At 42.3% G+C, this 19,917-nt stretch carries 14 protein-coding genes; 5 read left to right on the top strand and 9 right to left on the bottom strand.

The features are described from left to right. Nucleotides 1–136 precede the first annotated feature (136 nt). From FKN05_RS10550 to gyrA, 4 genes are all read right to left on the bottom strand, one after another. On the bottom strand, nucleotides 137–1,684 hold the full coding sequence (locus FKN05_RS10550) for a L,D-transpeptidase family protein (protein ID WP_170887465.1): 1,548 nt from the start codon (nucleotides 1,682–1,684) through the stop codon (nucleotides 137–139). A gap of 121 nt (nucleotides 1,685–1,805) precedes the next feature. Further along, nucleotides 1,806–2,402 (bottom strand): GTP cyclohydrolase II, encoded by a 597-nt coding sequence (locus FKN05_RS10545; protein ID WP_170887464.1) that lies wholly within the window; start codon nucleotides 2,400–2,402, stop codon nucleotides 1,806–1,808. A gap of 231 nt (nucleotides 2,403–2,633) precedes the next feature. Next, a complete protein-coding gene (locus FKN05_RS10540) occupies nucleotides 2,634–2,813 on the bottom strand; it encodes a hypothetical protein (protein WP_099611175.1) in 180 nt (59 codons plus the stop codon). A gap of 562 nt (nucleotides 2,814–3,375) precedes the next feature. Continuing rightward, the gene (gene gyrA, locus FKN05_RS10535) at nucleotides 3,376–6,072 is read right to left on the bottom strand and encodes a DNA topoisomerase (ATP-hydrolyzing) subunit A (RefSeq protein WP_170887463.1); all 2,697 of its coding nucleotides are present in this window, start codon (nucleotides 6,070–6,072) and stop codon (nucleotides 3,376–3,378) included. Nucleotides 6,073–6,425: 353 nt separating this feature from the next. Here gyrA and ubiG point away from each other — a divergent pair, with 353 nt between their 5' ends. From ubiG to yfaE, 4 genes are all read left to right on the top strand, one after another. Continuing rightward, on the top strand, nucleotides 6,426–7,136 hold the full coding sequence (ubiG, locus tag FKN05_RS10530; protein WP_099611173.1) for a bifunctional 2-polyprenyl-6-hydroxyphenol methylase/3-demethylubiquinol 3-O-methyltransferase UbiG: 711 nt from the start codon (nucleotides 6,426–6,428) through the stop codon (nucleotides 7,134–7,136). A gap of 429 nt (nucleotides 7,137–7,565) precedes the next feature. After that, nucleotides 7,566–9,848: a class 1a ribonucleoside-diphosphate reductase subunit alpha gene (gene nrdA, locus FKN05_RS10525; RefSeq protein WP_170887462.1), complete on the top strand. Its 2,283-nt coding sequence runs from the start codon at nucleotides 7,566–7,568 to the stop codon at nucleotides 9,846–9,848. Between the two features lie 117 nt (nucleotides 9,849–9,965). After that, complete coding sequence (nrdB, locus tag FKN05_RS10520) at nucleotides 9,966–11,099, top strand: class Ia ribonucleoside-diphosphate reductase subunit beta (RefSeq protein WP_099611171.1); 1,134 nt, start codon at nucleotides 9,966–9,968, stop codon at nucleotides 11,097–11,099. Continuing rightward, nucleotides 11,099–11,377: a class I ribonucleotide reductase maintenance protein YfaE gene (gene yfaE / locus FKN05_RS10515; RefSeq protein ID WP_099611170.1), complete on the top strand. Its 279-nt coding sequence runs from the start codon at nucleotides 11,099–11,101 to the stop codon at nucleotides 11,375–11,377. The genes nrdB and yfaE overlap by 1 nt, the downstream gene beginning before the upstream one ends. Before the next feature lie 5 nt (nucleotides 11,378–11,382). Here the strand turns inward: yfaE and FKN05_RS10510 are convergent, their stop codons facing one another. Both FKN05_RS10510 and FKN05_RS10505 read right to left on the bottom strand, forming a co-directional pair. Beyond that, nucleotides 11,383–11,655 carry a 30S ribosomal protein S6 modification protein gene (locus FKN05_RS10510; RefSeq protein ID WP_099611169.1) on the bottom strand — a complete coding sequence of 91 codons (273 nt, stop codon included), beginning with the start codon at nucleotides 11,653–11,655 and terminating at the stop codon, nucleotides 11,383–11,385. Nucleotides 11,656–11,882: 227 nt separating this feature from the next. Next, the gene (locus tag FKN05_RS10505) at nucleotides 11,883–13,130 is read right to left on the bottom strand and encodes a CinA family nicotinamide mononucleotide deamidase-related protein (RefSeq protein ID WP_099611168.1); all 1,248 of its coding nucleotides are present in this window, start codon (nucleotides 13,128–13,130) and stop codon (nucleotides 11,883–11,885) included. A 324-nt stretch (nucleotides 13,131–13,454) separates the two neighbouring features. Here FKN05_RS10505 and FKN05_RS10500 point away from each other — a divergent pair, with 324 nt between their 5' ends. After that, nucleotides 13,455–13,967, top strand: a complete 513-nt coding sequence (locus FKN05_RS10500) for a glycine cleavage system transcriptional repressor (RefSeq protein WP_099611167.1) — start codon at nucleotides 13,455–13,457, stop codon at nucleotides 13,965–13,967. 105 nt (nucleotides 13,968–14,072) lie between these two features. Here the strand turns inward: FKN05_RS10500 and nspC are convergent, their stop codons facing one another. The 3 genes from nspC to FKN05_RS10485 all read right to left on the bottom strand — a co-directional run bounded on the left by nspC (nucleotide 14,073) and on the right by FKN05_RS10485 (nucleotide 19,513). Then, nucleotides 14,073–15,203, bottom strand: coding sequence for a carboxynorspermidine decarboxylase (gene nspC / locus FKN05_RS10495; RefSeq protein ID WP_099611166.1), 1,131 nt, complete (start codon nucleotides 15,201–15,203; stop codon nucleotides 14,073–14,075). Between the two features lie 165 nt (nucleotides 15,204–15,368). Then, nucleotides 15,369–16,613 (bottom strand): carboxynorspermidine synthase, encoded by a 1,245-nt coding sequence (locus FKN05_RS10490; RefSeq protein WP_099611165.1) that lies wholly within the window; start codon nucleotides 16,611–16,613, stop codon nucleotides 15,369–15,371. Between the two features lie 14 nt (nucleotides 16,614–16,627). Continuing rightward, the gene (locus FKN05_RS10485; RefSeq protein ID WP_170887461.1) at nucleotides 16,628–19,513 is read right to left on the bottom strand and encodes a pyridoxal phosphate-dependent class III aminotransferase; all 2,886 of its coding nucleotides are present in this window, start codon (nucleotides 19,511–19,513) and stop codon (nucleotides 16,628–16,630) included. Between the last annotated feature and the right edge of the window lie 404 nt (nucleotides 19,514–19,917).

Here is a 19,917-nt window from a genome sequence, read left to right as displayed (position 1 = left end):
AAGCGAGGGCGAAAATTAACTAACTCTGCCGCTAAAATCAAACCTTTCATGGCTAAAGTTAACATAAATCAGGTCAATAACTGCTCTTACTTATTGACAATAAAGATATTATTTTTATGTCATTTTTTAGTCAGTATTATTGAGTTAAGACGCGATCTAAATGATAAATATCATCACGAAAGTGCAGTTGTCCGGCATCATACCACGTAGTTTGGTAAATAATTTGAACGAGAATACGCTGTTTTAAAGCGATGGCATAGTTAGGCTCACGACTTTGGGTCATATCTGTTTGGTCATCGAGCCCTTGCGTTTTAAGTAATGTGTTAGCAAACAGATCGGCATTTTCAACACGGATACATCCAGAACTAAACGCTCGAGAACTATAATCAAATAAATGCTTGCTTGGTGTATCATGCAAAAAGATCGCGCGCCGATTTGGTGTATTAAACTTATAACGCCCCAACGCATTTCGATATCCCGCTTGCTGACGCAATCGATAAGGAAACGATTCTGGTTGTATATTTTCCCAATCAATTAAAGCAGGATCCATCGTTTGCTGCGATCCCCAACGCGGTAATATTTCCATATGCTGCCGGGTTAAATATTGGCTATCTCTCTTAGCCATCGGTAGAATATCTTCTACCATAATTTTATATGGCACATTCCAAGTTGGGTTGACTATTAATGAATCTAACCCTACCGTCATGATTGGGGTTGGGCGAGTGACACGACCAACCACCACTTTAGACTGAAATACCGTTTCTCCAGAATACCAATATTTAAGTTCAAAATTAGGCAGATTAACCACAATAGCCGTGGTGGAACTCGGCCATAAACGCATGCGTTCAGCGTTTAAAGCAATTAATCCTAAACGAGCATCCACAGATAAATTCAGCCATTTTAGTGTATTGGGGCCTATAATCCCGTCTGATACTAAGCCATGCAGTTTCTGAAACTGTTTAATCGGTTTCACTAAAGAGTTATCGTACCAAGAGACATCATCACGTATAGTGGTTATATCAATGTTCACTAATGCTAAACGTTGAATTAAAGTTTGCCGATCTTCAAGTTTATCCCCCACTCTTTTTAACCCGCGTTGTTGATAATCGCTCAGTAATACTTCAGTTAGTGGTCGTAAAAAACGATAAGCATAAATCAACTGCTGATAAGTGGGATCTTGCGGAGTATAACGAAAAATCAGGTGATCCAATGTTTTTGAACCAACAGCAATATGTAAAGCTAAGAGAGCCGCCTCACTTGGAAGTGGTAAAGCACGCTCGAGCTTATTACCATTCAAAAACCAATCCATTCCTTCTTTTTCTGCTCGCTCTGCGTAACTTAGATACATAAGTAGCGTATCCGTAGCTAACAAATCATATTCAAGCCAAGCCTCGTGCTGCCTCTTATCAATCAACAGCGCTAAGCGGTGAGAAAAAAGTGGACTGATTTTAGCTCGATGGATCAACTCCAACTGTTCTTCAAATTGGGTACGAAGCAGCATATCGGTCCATATTCGTTGATCATTATGATGATGATATAGCTGCGCTAGCGTTTGAGGATAATAAAAGGAAAGTGTGCGGTTTTCATCAGTGGTTAACCACCCCAGTTGCGTAAAATAAGGCGTTGCAGCGAGGGGAAAGCTAAAAAGAAGTAATAGTCCAACCGTCAGGAAACGATGTTTCATCACAACCCACCCTACAGAATTAGCATTGAACTAAGTATGGCAAAAGAACCACATTTAACCAAACTGTCCGGAGGACTATATTAAAGATAAAAACCTCATATAAATGAGGTTGTAAGCATGATTATAGCTTTAAGCTGTGTTTACCATGAGCAACCTTCGCTTGTAAGTATTTTTCATTTCCATGCTTAATGTGAGCTGCAGTATTCACAACCTCAACAATTTCAATCTCATGCTCTTTTAGCTCACGAACTTTTTTCGGATTATTGGTCACTAAGCGGATCCTCGTTACCCCCAATGCTTTGAGCATTTGTGCGGCCTCGGTAAAATCACGAAGATCATCACTAAAACCAAGGTGATTATTAGCTTGGTAAGTATCCATGCCTTGGCTTTGTAATCGATAAGCATCAATTTTGTTATATAGTCCAATACCGCGCCCTTCTTGGCGCAAATAAAGAATAATACCGCCGTGCTCACCCATTTTATTGATGGTTTCTTCTAATTGTTCGCCACAGTCACATCGCGACGAATGAAACACATCACCAGTTAGGCATTCGGAATGCATTCGCACTAAAGGAATTGGTTGGGTTTTATCCGCGGATTGGAAGATGACCGCGACATGTTCTTTCTCTGTTTTTAGCCCTTGGAATGAAAGTATTTCTGCATCAATGTTACTTTTCAAACCGACTTTTAAATCAACTCTGGCTCTTACTTGTGCCATATCTGCACTCACTTGAATTTTTCTGGCTGCATGCTGGAATGGTATGCATCTTTCTATGTTATTGTGACTTTACTATGGGGATGACTCTCCTCTTTTTCAACGAAAAGATCACAACTTCAACATTTGTTATAATATAACAATTTCAAAAAACGGCAACAAAAAACCCAGCTTTCTTTACCGTTCAGCTGGGTTTTTTATCGATCAATCTAGCATAAAAAGCGCATACGTATATTAATGGCTTTGTGATTTTTTCCATACCGTTAGTTCAACCCAAATCTCTTCTAATTGCTTTAATTCTTCCGGCGTTAACAGAGATAAAGTCGTTTTTTCTTGAGGCAAAGAATGAGACTGGAATGCACCAATCTGCGCATAAAAATCTTTTTTTAATTGCGTAATGACGGCGTAATCCACAAAGAGCCCCTATGCTAATCGTTTAAAAGTTATTCAATTAATACAAATACTATCACTTTCCAACAATAAGAGAAAAGTATTTTTTTATTTTGGAATAATTATCACAATAATACGGGAGAAGAATAAATAATGTTTAATCATCATTATTATCGGTGTCTTTATAAATAATCGGGATCTTTTTTATGATCTTGTAGATAAAAAGATCAAGAGATAACGATCTAAATATATTGTTCCAACAGCGTGTACTTCGCTATAAATACCCCGTTAACCTTTTATTATGGATCGAGCGATAGCCAGCAGCTTTAGATATAAAAAAAACCGAGCTTATTATCACTCGGTTTTTATTGTTTATATACCCTTCCTACTTGAATCTGTAAGGATGTTGACTACGTTCTTTCACCCCAATCACATAGCCTGTCTATGCTCATGGGGATGATGAGAGCCATCCGTGACTCTCATCAAAGGTCAGCCTGCGGCGGTTCAAATTTGTTCCAGACAAATTTATCACTCACTTGCCGCCAACCTGCAACTCCAAGTTGTTTGAGTATAATGTAAATACTATTTATTCTTCTAAATCCGTCTCGCCATCGTGAGCTGGTGAATCCTTCGCATCAACGATTATATCTTCTGCTTCTGGTACGGAAGGTAAATCCGCTTCATCCACTTCTTCGATACGTTGTAAACCAACCACTTTTTCATCTTCGGAAGTACGAATCAAAGTAACGCCTTGCGTATTACGGCCAACTTGGCTCACTTCAGCGACGCGGGTACGCACCAAAGTGCCTGCGTTGGTGATCATCATGAATTCATCGCCTTCTTCAGCTTGAACTGCACCCACAACGCTACCATTACGTTCAGACACTTTGATAGAAACCACGCCTTGAGTACCACGACCTTTAGTCGGATATTCAGACAAGCTGGTACGCTTACCATAACCATTTTCGGTCACGGTGAGCACATCACCTGCTGTTTTCGGTACAATCAACGAAACCACTTGGTCGCCATCAGCTAATTTCATACCACGGACACCCGAAGCGGTACGCCCCATAGGACGGACACCTTTGAACTTAATTTCTGGCTGACCATTTTCATCAAGCACCGGTTGACCATTCTCATCAAATAGCGGTATTTCTTCAGCTTCTTTAAAGCGAACCACCTTACCAAATTTTGAGAACAGCATGATTTCATTATTACCATCGGTGATATCAACGCCAATTAATGAATCATCATCACGTAGATTGACGGCAATCAAACCATTAGCCCGAACATTAGCAAATTGGTCTAATGACGTTTTCTTCACCGTACCATCCCCGGTGGCCATAAAGATAAATTTATCTTCACTGAATTCCGTTACCGGTAGGATAGCCGTTATACGCTCATTTTCTTCAAGTGGCAGTAAGTTAACAATCGGCTTACCGCGAGCAGTGCGGCTAGCCAATGGTAATTGATACACTTTTAGGCGATAAGTCTTACCACGAGTGGAGAAGCACAAAATATTATCATGCGTGTTAGCAACTAAAAGACGTTCAATGTAATCTTCATCTTTCATGCGAGTTGCGCTCTTACCTTTACCGCCTCGGCGTTGCGCTTCGTAATCACTAAGTAATTGATACTTCACATAACCTTCATGAGAAAGCGTCACCACCACATCTTCACGTGCGATCAGCTCTTCCATATCAATATCATGCGTTGCTGCAGTAATTTCGGTACGACGAGCATCACCAAAGTTTGCTTTCGCTAGTTGTAATTCTTCACGAATCACTTCCATTAATCGTTCGGTATCAGAAAGAATACGAATCAACTCTGCGATTTCATCTAACAGCGCTTTATATTCATCAAGGATTTTCTCGTGTTCTAATCCGGTTAAACGGTGTAGACGCAAATCTAGAATCGCCTGAGCTTGCTGCTCAGTTAAGAAATACTGACCATCACGAATACCGTATTGAGGCTCAAGCCATTCAGGACGAGCGGCATCAGTTCCCGCACGTTCCAACATCGCGGCAACATGGCCAAGCTCCCAACCTCTTGAAATTAAACCCGATTTTGCTTCAGCAGGGGTTGGCGCTTTTCGAATTAAATCAATAATGTCGTCAATATTAGCTAATGCAAGTGCCAGACCTTCAAGAATATGCGCACGTTCACGCGCTTTACGTAATTCAAAAATAGTCCGGCGAGTGACCACTTCACGGCGGTGGTTAACAAAACATTTCAACATTTCTTTTAGGTTGAAAAGTTTGGGTTGACCATTATCCAGTGCCACCATGTTAATACCAAAGGTGGTTTGCAGTTGAGTGTTGGCGTACAGGTTATTCAGTACCACTTCACCCACCGCATCGCGGCGACATTCAATCACAATACGCATTCCGTCTTTATCAGACTCATCACGCAATGCACTAATGCCTTCGACCTTTTTCTCCTTGACTAAATCAGCAATTTTTTCAATCAAACGCGCTTTGTTCACTTGGTACGGAATTTCGGTGACAATAATGGTTTCTTTACCATGTTTATCCGCTTCGATGTCCGCTTTTGAACGCATGTAAACTTTACCGCGCCCAGTTTTGTAAGCATCAACGATGCCTTTACGGCCGCTGATTAATGCTGCTGTTGGGAAATCTGGCCCAGGAATATACTCCATAAGCTCATCAATCGTGATATCTTCATTATTGATGTAGGCCAAACAGCCATCAATCACTTCGCCCAAGTTGTGCGGAGGAATATTGGTGGCCATACCAACCGCAATCCCTGATGAACCATTAACCAATAGGTTAGGAATTTTAGTCGGTAACACCGCAGGAATTTGCTCGGTACCGTCATAGTTAGGCACAAAATCCACGGTTTCTTTATCTAGATCCGCAAGAAGTTCATGAGCCATTTTTGCCATACGAACTTCGGTATAACGCATGGCCGCCGCTGAGTCACCGTCAATCGAACCAAAGTTACCTTGGCCATCGACTAACATATAGCGGAGTGAGAATGGCTGTGCCATCCGCACAATTGTATCGTAAACCGCACTATCACCATGTGGGTGATATTTACCGATTACGTCCCCTACCACACGGGCAGATTTTTTATATGGTTTATTCCAATCATTACCCAGCACATTCATCGCAAACAAAACACGACGGTGAACTGGTTTTAGGCCATCACGCACATCAGGAAGAGCACGACCCACGATAACGGACATCGCGTAGTCTAAGTAAGAACCTCGAAGCTCATCTTCGATGTTTACGGGCGTGATCTCTTTAGCTAGATCGCTCATAGAGCCATTATCCCTCTACAGTTTGATCGGTATATCCAGACCACATTCAATGTTGCTCTCAAAACAGAGCTAGACATCACCGATCTGTCGCCCGGATCATATTGATACTTATAAGGTTGGAAAATATAACACAAGTTGACTGGGTTCGGCATCACTTTCCCCACGCTTTTATCAGGTTGTGACGCTTGTTGGGTCTAAAATGCTGAGAAATTACACACTCATTCCATATCCGACTGATAAGTGGTTGGTTTTTGTTCAACATTTAATGAATCATCGATAACGTGTGGTATGAATAGCGAAGCTAGTTATAATACCATCCTATCTCTCGATGTATAACACAGGCAATGATAAGCATGACTCAAGTAAAAAATGTTGATCCCAGCGAAATTAAAAAATTTGAAGAGATGGCTTCACGTTGGTGGGATTTACACGGAGAGTTTAAGCCTTTACACCAAATAAACCCATTGCGACTTAATTATGTTTTACAAAAAGCCAATGGTTTATTTGGCAAAACCGTACTCGATGTCGGATGCGGAGGCGGTATTCTAGCGGAGAGTATGGCCAAAGAAGGGGCGATCGTGACGGGGTTAGATATGGGTAAAGAACCACTTGAAGTGGCCCGTTTACACGCGTTAGAAACGGGAACCGATCTGACTTATATTCAGAGTACAATTGAAGATCATGCCCAACAATTTCCTCAGCATTATGATGTCGTGACCTGTATGGAAATGCTGGAACATGTGCCTGACCCGCTTTCTGTCGTACGTGCCTGTGCTCTGCTTGTCAAACCGGGGGGACACGTCTTCTTTTCCACTCTTAATCGCAATATTCAGTCTTACTTATTTGCCATTGTGGGTGCCGAACAGTTACTCAAAATTGTCCCGCGTGGTACTCATGATCATGCGAAATTCATTCGCCCCTCAGAACTGCTTAAAATGGTCGATCAAACGACCTTGCAAGAACAAGGCATAACCGGCCTATTGTATAATCCGCTCACCGATACTTATCGATTGGGTAAACATGTCGGTGTTAATTACATCGTTCATACTCAACATCTAAAATAATCTGATGATTGTATCGTAGAAAATAGCACCGCTCAGATAAAAACAAGAGACTTAGGTGGTCAACATTCGAGTCTCTTATCTGAAGTCAATTTATCGCAAAAGATCAAGTGATTTTTTTTCTGAACTGGTGAGTATAAAACCAATATTCAAACCATTATTTTTTACTATTAACTCTACCGTTTGATTGTCGGTAAGTAGCTACTAACTGAAAATTTTTCTTGCCCAACTTATCCACAAATTATGCAGCAACTCTGACTTGCATTCCCCCTCTGATAGCACTATCTTGTTACCCGAACACTGATACACCCCTACATATAGTGTTTATTCACACTAGGTGTAGGGCGACTTCGATAACAAAGCCAACGTTAAACTTACAAAAACCACACCAAAACACGGCTTTTATCAGTTTTGTTAGGGAAATAAAGCAGAATGAACCAACAACTTACTGTCACCAAGCGTGATGGCCGCAAAGAAACGATCAACCTCGATAAGATCCACCGCGTGGTGACTTGGGCCGCTGAAGGCCTAGAAAATGTCTCCGTATCGCAAGTTGAACTGCGTGCTCATATCCAGTTCTATGATGGGATCACCACTTCTGACATCCATGAAACGATCATCAAATCAGCCGCGGATCTGATTTCTGAAGAAACACCGGATTATCAATATCTAGCAGCTCGCCTAGCCGTCTTTCACTTACGCAAGAAAGCCTATGGTCAATACGAGCCGCCAACTCTCTTTGAACACGTTTCAAAGATGGTAGAAAAAGGCAAATACGATCGACACTTATTAAAAGATTATAGCGAAGCAGAATTCGCGATCATGAATGAGTTTATCGACCATCGCCGTGACCTCAATTTTTCGTATGCCGCCGTCAAACAGCTGGAAGGTAAATACTTCGTACAAAACCGAGTAACCGGTCAAATCTATGAAAGCGCCCAGTTTTTATACATCTTGGTCGCCGCGTGTTTATTTGCAAAATACCCGCAAGCCACACGTCTAGACTATATACAACGTTTTTATGATGCGACATCAACCTTTAAAATTTCATTGCCAACCCCAATCATGGCTGGAGTCCGAACCCCGACCCGCCAGTTCAGCTCATGTGTACTCATTGAATGTGGCGATAGTTTAGACTCAATCAATGCCACTGCTAGCTCTGTGGTTCGTTATGTGTCTCAACGTGCGGGTATTGGTATCAATGCTGGCCGTATCCGTGCACTCGGCTCGGAAATTCGTGGAGGAGAAGCTTTCCATACCGGTTGCATCCCTTTTTATAAATACTTCCAAACTGCGGTTAAATGTTGTTCTCAAGGTGGGGTGCGCGGTGGTGCAGCCACGGTATTCTATCCTCTCTGGCATGGTGAAGCTGAATCGCTGCTGGTGCTGAAAAATAACCGAGGAGTGGAAGAAAACCGTGTTCGCCATATGGATTACGGCGTCCAACTGAATAAATTGATGTACAAGCGTTTAGTCGAAGGTGGCAATATTACCCTATTTTCACCTTCCGACGTTCCTGGTCTATACGACGCATTCTTCCAAGATCAAGATGAATTTGAACGTTTATATGTTCAATATGAAAGTGATCCGGACATTAAAAAACGCAGCGTAAAAGCGATTGAAATTTTCTCGCTCTTAATGCAAGAGCGTGCATCTACTGGTCGAATTTACATTCAAAATGTCGATCACTGTAATACCCATAGCCCATTCGATGCCAGCGTCGCACCAGTACGTCAATCGAATCTGTGTTTAGAGATTGCTCTACCTACCAAACCACTAACGAATGTCGAAGACGATAGCGGTGAGATTGCACTCTGTACCCTGTCTGCCTTTAACTTAGGTGCAATAGAAAAACTGGATGATTTCGAAGAGTTAGCTGAATTGGTGGTGCGTGCATTAGATGCTCTACTCGATTATCAGGATTACCCTCTTCCAGCGGCACGTAAGTCCACCATGAATCGCCGAACGTTGGGCGTGGGTGTCATCAACTACGCTTACTACTTGGCAAAACACGGTGTGAAATATTCCGATGGCAGCGCGAACGGATTGACGCATCGTACCTTTGAAGCAATGCAGTATTATCTGCTTAAAGCATCGGTAAACCTTGCCAAAGAACAAGGAAGATGCCCTGCGTTCAATGAAACAAACTATGCTAAAGGCTTGCTCCCCATCGATACCTATAAGAAAGATATTGATCTTATTTGTCGTGAAGATCTGCATTACGATTGGGATACTCTGCGTCACGACATCATGGAGTTTGGTCTACGTAACTCAACCTTGACCGCTTTAATGCCATCTGAAACCTCATCGCAAATTTCTAACGCGACCAATGGTATTGAGCCACCACGTGGTTATGTATCGGTCAAAGCCTCTAAAGATGGTATTTTAAAGCAGGTGGTACCTGAGTTTATCAAACTCAAAGAGAACTATGAGTTATTATGGAATATCGGCTCAAATGAGGGTTATTTGCACCTAGTCGGTATCATGCAAAAATTTGTTGACCAAGCGATTTCTGCCAACACTAACTACGACCCAAGTCAATATGACTCAGGTAAAGTGCCAATGAAGAAGTTATTGCAAGACTTACTCACTGCGTACAAGTTTGGGGTAAAAACGCTTTACTACCATAACACCCGTGATGGTGCGAAAGACGATCAAAAAGATGCTGTTCAGCCACAAGATGATGATTGTGCTGGCGGCGGATGTAAGATCTAACTTTGTCGTTCTCTTCAGCTCACTTTGTACACTCGTACAAGTGAGCGAGAACAAACGTTATTCACTGATGATTTGTATACCTCTTGCAATAATAAGAGGTGAAACGGATGAAACACTATGGCTTACAGTACGTTTACCCAGAAAAAAAATAACCAACTCAAAGAACCTATGTTTCTTGGTCAATCGGTTAATGTCGCTCGCTACGATCAGCAAAAATATGAAATTTTCGAAAAACTGATTGAAAAACAATTAAGCTTTTTCTGGCGACCAGAAGAAGTTGATGTCTCTAGTGATCGTATCGATTACGGGAAGTTACCTGAACATGAAAAGCATATTTTCATTTCCAACCTTAAATATCAAACTCTACTCGATTCGATCCAAGGCCGTAGCCCAAACGTTGCATTACTGCCTTTGGTTTCACTACCAGAATTAGAGACTTGGATCGAAACCTGGTCATTTTCTGAAACGATCCACTCTCGCTCATACACACATATCATTCGAAACATTGTGAATGATCCTGCGGTTGTCTTTGACGATATTGTTGAAAATGAACACATTCTCAAGCGAGCAAAGGATATTGCCCACTATTATGATGACTTAATCCAATACACCAACGATTACCATCGTTTGGGCGAGGGTTCTCACCAACTGAATGGTGAGACAGTCAATATTAGCCTTCTGGAACTAAAGAAAAAGCTTTACCTATGCCTTATGTCGGTCAATGCACTAGAAGCGATTCGCTTTTATGTTAGCTTTGCTTGTTCATTTGCTTTTGCTGAGCGTGAGCTAATGGAAGGAAATGCAAAAATTATCAAGTTAATCGCTCGTGATGAAGCACTGCATCTCACTGGCACTCAGCACATGATCAATTTACTGCGTAATGGGATTGATGATTTTTCATTCTTGCAAATTGCAGAAGAATGTAAACAACAATGCTTTGATCTGTTTAAAGAAGCCGCCGAACAAGAAAAAGAGTGGGCTGCGTATTTATTTAAAGATGGTTCAATGATCGGTTTAAACCGCGATATATTATGCCAATATGTTGAATACATTACTAATATCCGCATGCAAGCCGTTGGTTTAGAACCTGCTTATCCAAAAGCAACCAGTAACCCGATTCCTTGGATTAATGCGTGGCTATCTTCTGACAATGTTCAAGTAGCACCACAAGAAGCAGAAATCAGCTCTTACTTAGTTGGTCAAATTGATAATGAAGTGAAAGCTGATGATTTTGAGGGCTTCGAACTGTAATGACCAGCCTCACGATCAACAAAATATTAACGATTGAATCGAACCCAACGAACACCTTACTGGAAAGTATGGAAAATGCCGGGTTACTGCCAGAGTATAACTGTCGAGATGGCCACTGCGGTGCTTGTCGTTGCCGTTTAATTTCTGGTGAAGTGGAGTATGTTGGTTTTGCCATGGCTTACACACAAGGCAACGAAATTTTACCTTGTATCTGCAAAGCAAAAAGCGCGCTTGAATTGGAAGATGTGAAATACTTCCCGAAAGCTAAGCGCGCTTAATCTATCTATTTTAACAAGCCAGAGCGACATTCTGGCTTGTTTGTCCCAAACAGTAAACGATCTGCAGTCGTCACTGATACCGATTTATTTGCGACCTCTCTCCCGTCATCATCAAACAAGGACAATTGATAGCCATAACCCAGCTTGAGTGGGTCTTCCGATGGTGCACGCCGCCACAACGAAGTCATATCTTGGGATTGATTGACCAACACTTCACCTAATATTATTTTTTGACTAGCAATTTTATACCACACGATAATTTTTGATTGATGGAACATCACAGCCTCCTGCCGAAATGATTCAAGCCGATGTTTGATGGATAAACAAGGTTAAGTTTACAAACAAATAATAATCTCGTGGCAATCAATTGTATCAGTTCAACAACACTCTCAATGAATCAGGCAGTTACCGTTTAGACTGATTATGCATAGACGCTATGCAATACCATAAATTCAAGTAATAAGGTTATCTTTCATTCGGTTATGTTGCTCAACCCTGTGATGGTTTATGATGATATGCTTAATAACTGAGCGGGTAGGTGCATTTCTTTTATCACCGACACTGAACCGTATTGGGTAAACACCGTTTTTCCAGAAAGATAGCGACGTAACATATCCCCCGCAATAGTACCAATCAACTCTCTTTGCTCAGACAACGAATAAGTTCGATTAAAAGTTAATTGCTGCCCCCACTCACCTTGTGGCGTTGATAATGCAACGCAAAACGTATCTTGATGCAAAGGCCCGGTCACGAGTGCAAGATCCGTTGCACATTTATCTTTCGTCGCTCCCGCCAAAGCAAAAATAGCCGCTAACGGTTCTTTCTCTACAAGCTCAGAAGCAACCTGATGGCTTAATATCCAGCTATGACCGCTCAGTTGATCAATCTGAGCATTGCTTAACAACCACTGTGACAACCAACCTTTGGTTGCTTGTTCGGCAATCGATAAGGACAGCCCTTTATCAGACATTAAATGCCCCAGATGCTCGAGCATCGGTTGATCAATGCTAACAACGTAAGGTTCAATCAAAGAATGGATGATTTGCATTAACTTGATACGCTTAGTCAAATCATTTCGAGGGCCAAATAATTTCACTTCAATAAAGGGTAAATATGAACGATAACCCAAGGTATACCCTTCAGGTAACTGAAGTTTATCTAACTGATCGGATAAGCCAGATTCTGAGCTGCCAAAAGTATATAATTTACTGCATTCAAGCCCAACCTGCTGAGGAAACTGTTGTTTTAGATCAGGCAAAATTTGCTCATTAACCATGCGTATAAATTCTTTTGGCACCCCAGGCGTAAAATAGAACCAACAATCGTTAATCTGCATTTTAAATCCACAAGCGGTGCCAATTGGGTTATCTAAAATAGTCGCTTTTTCTGGCAACATTGCTTGTTTAATATTGCTCTCTGGCATAGTTTTTTGTCGATGAGCAAAAAAAGCTTCTAACTTCGTTAACCACTCAGGAAAGAGCACCAAAGCCTGTTCTGCCGCTTGTGCTGCAGCCGCAGCACTAAGATCGTCGCTCGTTGGCCCTAAACCGCCATTCACAATCACCACATCGTTATTAAAACTGAGCATCAATAACTCTTCCGTTAATATCGCTTGGCTATCACCAACAGTGGAACGCTTGTGAAGACTAAACCCATTGTCAAAAAAGAGACGAGAAAGCCAAGCCGCATTCGTATCCAGGATATCACCGTGTAGAACCTCTTCACCTGTACTTAGCATTGCTATTTTGAGCATAATTAACCCTTATTTCTATTGGTGAAGGAGTTTCACTCTCCACCACTCTTTTACGACTCAGTATACCTAAATATCCTTCGAATCTGCGACTATTGTTAACTAAATAACATGACCATAAGCCTTCCTGAGGATAAATGTTTCGCGTTGATTTAGACCTCAATCCTTCTATTGCTCAAAGAATGGCTCTCTTTTGTGCGTAAAGTACAATTATCGCACCTTTGTCTTCATACCTCTTGTAAAAATTGACCCATATCAAGCTTTATTAACAAGAAACACCTACACTCAGTGGTATAGGATTTGTTAGGTAATGTTCTGGAGGCCGTTATGAATTGTACTTTTATTGTTAACTTCGTGGGTACAGCGACCGCTGCCACAATTAAACAGCTTGCCGCCATTACCCATGAGAATGACGGTAAGTGGCTAATTAGCAAAGTAAATTTTATTGACAACCAAGTTGCAGCCGTGATTAAAGTCGAGATGCCGCTTGATAAAGCCTCCATCGTTAAAGAAGCATTTCAATCACATCCGGATCTGCTGGTGCAAATTGTCGATTGTGAAGCCAGCGCTAATCAGGAAGAAGCGATTTACCAAGTTCGTCTTGATGCAAATGATCGCTTTGGTATCGTCAATGAAATCACTCATTTACTGGATGGTCAAGGCATTGGCATTTTAGATATGGATTGTCAGCGAGTCTTTTTAGCGGGTGGTGGTGGAGTAAGCTCAAGTTTATTTAGTGCGATGATGGCCATTCGCTTGCCAGCAGAAATCCAGATTGAAGATGTCATTAAAGAGCTGGAAGCGCTCAGTGAAGATACTCGAGTCATGCTCGAGTCTTAATCTAACCAGCACCTAACTTAATCAATTATTAGATCGATCAATAAAGGGAGGCCAAGAGCCTCCCTACTTTTCAGTACTCATTTTTCAGAGCCACGTAATCAGAGATTAAACCGACCACTGAGACAAAGAACGTTTAAAGTCTTGGTAACCAAACTCATTTAATTTAATGATTTGTCCATCACGACGCTCACAATACACCGATGGCATTTTTAGGCCATTAAACCAGTTTAGCTTCACCATGGTATAACCGGCGCTGTCCATGATATGCAGCTTTTGCCCGATCTGTAATGGCTGAGCAAATTTAGCCACGCAGAATTGATCGCCAGCCAAACAAGAACATGAACCAATCACATATTCATGTTCACCCTGTTCACTGGCTTCGAGTACCGATGCTGGCTCACGATAAATCAAAGTATCAAGGCGGTGCGCTTCGGTCGCCGAATCAACAATCGCGGTTTGCATTTCGTTATCTACAATATCAACCACGGTCACGACTAAATCTGTGGTTTGAGTAATGATCGCTTCACCCGGTTCAAGGTACAACTGCACCTTGTGCTTATCAGCAAACGCTTTCAGCGCATCGGCGAGTTTATCCACATCATAGCCCGGCCAAGTAAAGAATACGCCACCACCAAGACTTACCCAATCGAGTTTATCAAGATAAGCACCAAACTTTTCAGAAATCGCATCAAGCAACGCAATAAATGCGTCTACATCCTTGTTCTCACAGTTCATGTGGAACATCACACCATTGATAGAGTCGAAAACGCTGGTATCTAACTTATCAAACTGTACTCCGAGACGAGAAAATTTACGAGCAGGGTTAGCTAAATCTTGCCCCGCATAACTCACTCCCGGATTTAAACGTAAACCTAGTGATGCCTTACCTTCCACCAAGTGGCGATAAGCCGCCAACTGAGATTGAGAGTTAAAGATCATTTTGTCGCAAATATCAGCAACCTCTTTAACATCCTGCTCACTGTAACCAACACTGTAAGCGTGAGTTTCACCGCCAAACTTCTCATAACCTAGCTTGACTTCAAACGGGCCCGAGCTGGTGGTGCCGTCAAGGTAAGGCTTAATGATGTCAAACACGCCCCAAGTCGAGAAACATTTCAATGCCAGCACTAATTTAACCCCTGAACGTTCTTTTAAACGCTTAGCGATTTCCAAATTAGCGATCAACTTCGCTTCATCGATCATGAAGTAAGGGGTGTTTAATTCACTCTTTTGCATCTGATTTTATTCCTATTCATATCCAGTGACTTTCGTTACTGGAAATATCCTAAAAAGGAAAAAACAGCCGCTACTCAGTAGCTGCTGTTTTAAACACGCGGTATTTATTTCACATCTCTAGAATCAATATCCAAGCAATCAGTTCTAAGATGCCCTCAGTGATGATTATTTGAGAATTTTAATATCAGGCTGTCCTGGCTCAAGTTCAATCACATCCCAGTCCAAACCAATCGATGGCATGGTTTCTAAGAACGGATCGGGATTCAACTGCTCCATATTGAACACACCCGCTTGTGCCCACTCACCACGGAAAAACTGTAGCGCAGCAGTAATTGCTGGTACGCCAGTGGTATAAGCAATCGCCTGATGCTCAACATCCTTATAAGCCACTTGGTGATCAGCGTTATTATAAATAAATACACTGCGCTGTTTACCGTCTTTTATACCTTGCACCCAAGTACCAATACACGTTAATCCCGTGTAGCCCGGTGCGAGTGACGTTGGATCCGGTAACATAGCTTTCAATACTTGCAGTGGTTTTACTACCGTTCCATCATGCAAAGTTAATGGCTCTGGGTTCAATAAACCAATATCTTTCATCACATTAAAGTAATTCAGGTAACGATCGCCAAAGCCCATCCAAAATTCAATCCGTTTAGCTGGTATAAATTCTTGCAGCGAACGAATCTCATCATGAGACATTGAATAAACTTTAAAATTACCGCAATTCGGGAAATCGAATTCCAGCATCCGAGTATGGCAAGGAACGCTTTTCCACTGCCCCTCTTCCCAGTAGAAAGAGTCACCCTGAATTTCCAGTAAGTTAGTTTCTGGATCAAAGTTGGTGGCGAATTTTTTACCGTGATCGCCTGCGTTAATATCTAACACGTCGATGGTATCAATTTCATCGAATAAATGTTTGGCGGCATAAGCGGCAAACACACTCACCACACCAGGATCAAAACCTGCACTCAAAATACCAGTAATGCCCGCTTGCTTAAATTTATCGCGAAACGCCCATTGTGGATCATATGCTTCAGGTACTTGTTGGCCTTCTGTGCATAAGTCAACAGCCACTGATGTATCTAAATAAGAGACCTTCGCTTGGTAGCAAGCTTCCATAATTGTGACGTTAACCCAAGGAGGGCCTGCATTGATCACTAAATCTGGTTTTACTTCATTAATCAGTGCCACCAAAGCTGCAACATCATCAGCATCCACTGCGCGAGCTTCTAGCTTCTTAGTCGAATCTTTAAGGTTATTTTTACCTTTAATGGATTCAATGATCTTCTCACACTTCCCAATAGAACGAGAAGCAATGGTAATATCACCCAGTACGTCATTGTTTTGCGCTGCTTTGTGAGCAACGACCCAACCAACACCGCCCGCACCAATCTGTAGAATTGACATAGTATCCGTTACCTTTATTTCGCTAGCTCAACCGCTAGAGTTTCAATTTTAGCCAGTAAAGATTCAAAATCTGAAATCTTTAAGCATGGATTCAAGATTGTGAATTTCAAAGCCGTTTTGCCATCCACTATGGTTTCGCCAAGTACAGCGACACCGCGTACCAAGGCCTGCAGACGAACGGTTTTATTCAGTTCATCTAAATCAGACGCTTGTGTGTTTACCGCGCGGAACAACACGGTAGATAAACAAGGTTCAGCTAACAGTTCAAAAGCGTCATGCTGACGAACTAACTGAGCCACTTGTTGAGTTTGCTCAAGTAAATGATCATACATGGCACCCATTTGTTGTGGTCCCACGTTTTGCATGGTCATAAATACTTTTAAAGCATCAAAACGCTTGGTGGTCGCAATCGATTTATCGACCAAGTTTGGTAAAGTATCGTGTTCACGGTTTAAGTAATCCGCATGATGAAGCAGATACTTAAAGTTATGCTTGTCTTTCAGTAGCAAAGCGCCACAGCTGATGGTTTGGAAAAATAACTTATGGAAATCAACACTGACTGAGTGAGCGCGCTCAATGCCCTGTAAACGCTGTTTATGACTACTCAAAATCAGCGCACCACCGTAAGCACTGTCGACATGCATCCATAAATCATATTGCTGAGCGACATCAGCAATCGCCACTAAATCATCAATGGCACCGTGATCGGTTGTTCCAGCGGTGCCGACAATAGCAAAAGGTATTAACCCCTCCGCTTTTGCTTGGTGTATCACAGCGTCTAGCTGAGTGACGTCCATCGTGCCATTAGGCAGTGCATCCACAGCAAGAATGGCTTTTTCGCCTAAGCCCATCCAAGATGCAGATTTTTGCACCGTGAAGTGCGATTTTTTCGAACACACAATCCGCAGCTTATCGGCATAGTCTGGTAGGCCAAGCTTTTGAATTGAATGGCCACTTAATTTATCGGCAATCCAATCACGGGCTAACAGCAAACCCATTTGGTTACTTTGCGTGCCACCACTGGTGAAAATACCGTCCGCTTGAGCACCTAACTGGTATTTATCACACATCCAATCCACCACTTTCTGTTCAACAAACGTTGCCGCAGAAGATTGATCCCAAGAATCCATGGATTGATTGAGTGACGCGATGATCGCCTCAGCCACCACCGATGACATCAATGGCGGTGTGTGCAAGTGAGCAATACAATCTGGATGCTGAACAATGATTGAATTTTTAGCAATCAGTTCAGCAGTATCTGAAATCACATCGTGCAAAGACGCATTTTTATTATCCAGATCAACCGCGTTAATCGCATTTTCGAGGATCTTTGGCTCTAACCCCGAATAAGGCGCATTAACCTGCTCAAACACCGCTTTCATTGCCGCTGTGGTATGGTTCATTACTTGAGCAAATTCTTGACTACCTAAATGGCCAGTATGGATAAAGTGTTTTTTCCATTGTTCGTTGGACGCTTCAGGCTCTTTCAAGCTACCACCAGCAGCAAGTATCGCTTGTTCTAGCGTTCGTAAAGCAAAATCAATCTGCTCAAAAGAGATGATCAATGGGGGTAAGAAACGAATCACCGAACCATCACGCCCACCTTTTTCCACCATCAAACCACGCTCTAACGCTGCGCGTTGAATGGCTAAGGTTAATTGTGGTGCCGATTTAGGCTCGCCAAATTTATTCAGCTCACCACTTGGATCTTGAATTTCTAAACCAAGCATCAGACCCTTACCACGCACCTCGGCAATACAGTTCACACGGCGTTGGATACTTTCTAAGCCCATGCGTAAATATTGCCCCGCAATATTGGCATGCTCCACCAAATTATCGCGAACAATAATTTCTAATGCTTTAGCTCCTGAGATCATTGCTAATTGGTTACCGCGGAAAGTTCCCGTATGTTCACCTGGACGCCAAGTGTCGTGCTGTTTGTTGATCACCAAAATAGACATCGGTAAACCACCGCCAATCGCTTTTGATAAACAAAGTACATCAGGAATGATGCCGGCTTCTTCAAAGGCGAAGTGATAACCGGATTTACCAACCCCACACTGAATCTCATCGAAAATCAGTAAAATGCCATGTTCATCACAGATACGGCGCAACTCACGCAACCAAAATGCTGGCGCTGGGATAACCCCACCTTCGCCTTGTACAGGCTCCACAATGATCGCAGCGGGTTTCATGATCCCAGCTTCGTCATCATGCAATAAGCGCTCTATATAACGAATGCTGGCTTTGGCTCCTTCATCACCGCCGAGTCCAAACGGACAACGCAGGCTGTATGGGAAGGGCATAAAATGTACATCGGACATTAAACCGGTGCGACGTGCCTTGGTATTTAGGTTGCCCATCATGCCCATCGTCCCATTGGTCATGCCGTGGTAAGCGCCACGAAACGCAAACATGGTATTACGACCAGTCGTTTGTTTGGCAAGCTTAATCGCCGCTTCAACCGCGTCCGCACCTGATGGCCCACAAAACTGAATGACACACTGTTCAGCAAGTTCTGTCGGTAAAAATCCTTTCACTGTTTTAATAAAATGGGTTTTTGCCGCAGTCGCTATATCCAAGGTTTGATAAGGCAAGCCAGAGTCTAGCTGGTCTTTCAACGCTTGATTGATTTCAGGATGGTTATAACCTAACGCAAGGGTTCCTGCGCCAGCTAAACAATCGAGGAAAAGCTGTCCACGAGTATCTTCCACTAAACAACCAAAAGCTTGTTTAATCGCAATCGGTAAGCGACGTGGATAAGAACGTACCGCGGATTCGTGTTCAGCTTGATCAAGCAACACTTGATCAGGCGTCAGATCATAAAGACCATCGAGTATAGGTACTTGGTTGGAAAAACAGGTTGCGATAGTGTTATCGACTTCAAAGGCTGTGCTCATCTTCGTTCCCTTGAAATAGTTAAAGTTTTGTCCTTTCTCAATGACTATTCGAGAAAAAATGACAAATAGTGAAACTCCCAATGCACTCAAAAGATACATTCGGAATCTGGCCCATTAACAATGGCCAATGACTAAAACAGAGAATCAAGGTTCGGTTATGCTACTGTCTTGATAAACAGGGCATAGAGGAAGCACAAAGCTGATTATTAATGTGTGTAAGTTAAGTAAGTTCAATGTTGGGTTTCCCATTAACATGCTGTTTTCACAGCAATAGTATCCCGTCTATCAGTAAAAGGATTTACTGATACCTACCCTACGTAGTGTCACAATCAGCTTGAATGGTCACTACGCGTATCCCCCAGAATCATCGTCCGAGATTGTTGCGGACGTTAACATACAACTGG

It is taken from the genome of Vibrio sp. 1-1(7) (genome assembly GCF_013048485.1).
In the GTDB taxonomy this organism is placed as follows: domain Bacteria; phylum Pseudomonadota; class Gammaproteobacteria; order Enterobacterales; family Vibrionaceae; genus Vibrio; species Vibrio fujianensis.
The sequence above is the reverse complement of the archived record's forward strand: the minus strand, read 5'-3'. Positions and strand labels throughout refer to the sequence as shown.

Excerpts from the sequence above, each read along its gene's own strand:
- FKN05_RS10550 (WP_170887465.1), bottom strand. The coding sequence starts at position 1,684 with ATGAAACATCGTTTCCTGACGGTTGGACTATTACTTCTTTTTAGCTTT.
- FKN05_RS10545 (WP_170887464.1), bottom strand. The coding sequence starts at position 2,402 with ATGGCACAAGTAAGAGCCAGAGTTGATTTAAAAGTCGGTTTGAAAAGT.
- gyrA (WP_170887463.1), bottom strand. The coding sequence starts at position 6,072 with ATGAGCGATCTAGCTAAAGAGATCACGCCCGTAAACATCGAAGATGAG.
- ubiG (WP_099611173.1), top strand. The coding sequence starts at position 6,426 with ATGACTCAAGTAAAAAATGTTGATCCCAGCGAAATTAAAAAATTTGAA.
- nrdA (WP_170887462.1), top strand. The coding sequence starts at position 7,566 with ATGAACCAACAACTTACTGTCACCAAGCGTGATGGCCGCAAAGAAACG.
- nrdB (WP_099611171.1), top strand. The coding sequence starts at position 9,966 with ATGGCTTACAGTACGTTTACCCAGAAAAAAAATAACCAACTCAAAGAA.
- yfaE (WP_099611170.1), top strand. The coding sequence starts at position 11,099 with ATGACCAGCCTCACGATCAACAAAATATTAACGATTGAATCGAACCCA.
- FKN05_RS10510 (WP_099611169.1), bottom strand. The coding sequence starts at position 11,655 with ATGTTCCATCAATCAAAAATTATCGTGTGGTATAAAATTGCTAGTCAA.
- FKN05_RS10505 (WP_099611168.1), bottom strand. The coding sequence starts at position 13,130 with ATGCTCAAAATAGCAATGCTAAGTACAGGTGAAGAGGTTCTACACGGT.
- FKN05_RS10500 (WP_099611167.1), top strand. The coding sequence starts at position 13,455 with ATGAATTGTACTTTTATTGTTAACTTCGTGGGTACAGCGACCGCTGCC.
- nspC (WP_099611166.1), bottom strand. The coding sequence starts at position 15,203 with ATGCAAAAGAGTGAATTAAACACCCCTTACTTCATGATCGATGAAGCG.
- FKN05_RS10490 (WP_099611165.1), bottom strand. The coding sequence starts at position 16,613 with ATGTCAATTCTACAGATTGGTGCGGGCGGTGTTGGTTGGGTCGTTGCT.
- FKN05_RS10485 (WP_170887461.1), bottom strand. The coding sequence starts at position 19,513 with ATGAGCACAGCCTTTGAAGTCGATAACACTATCGCAACCTGTTTTTCC.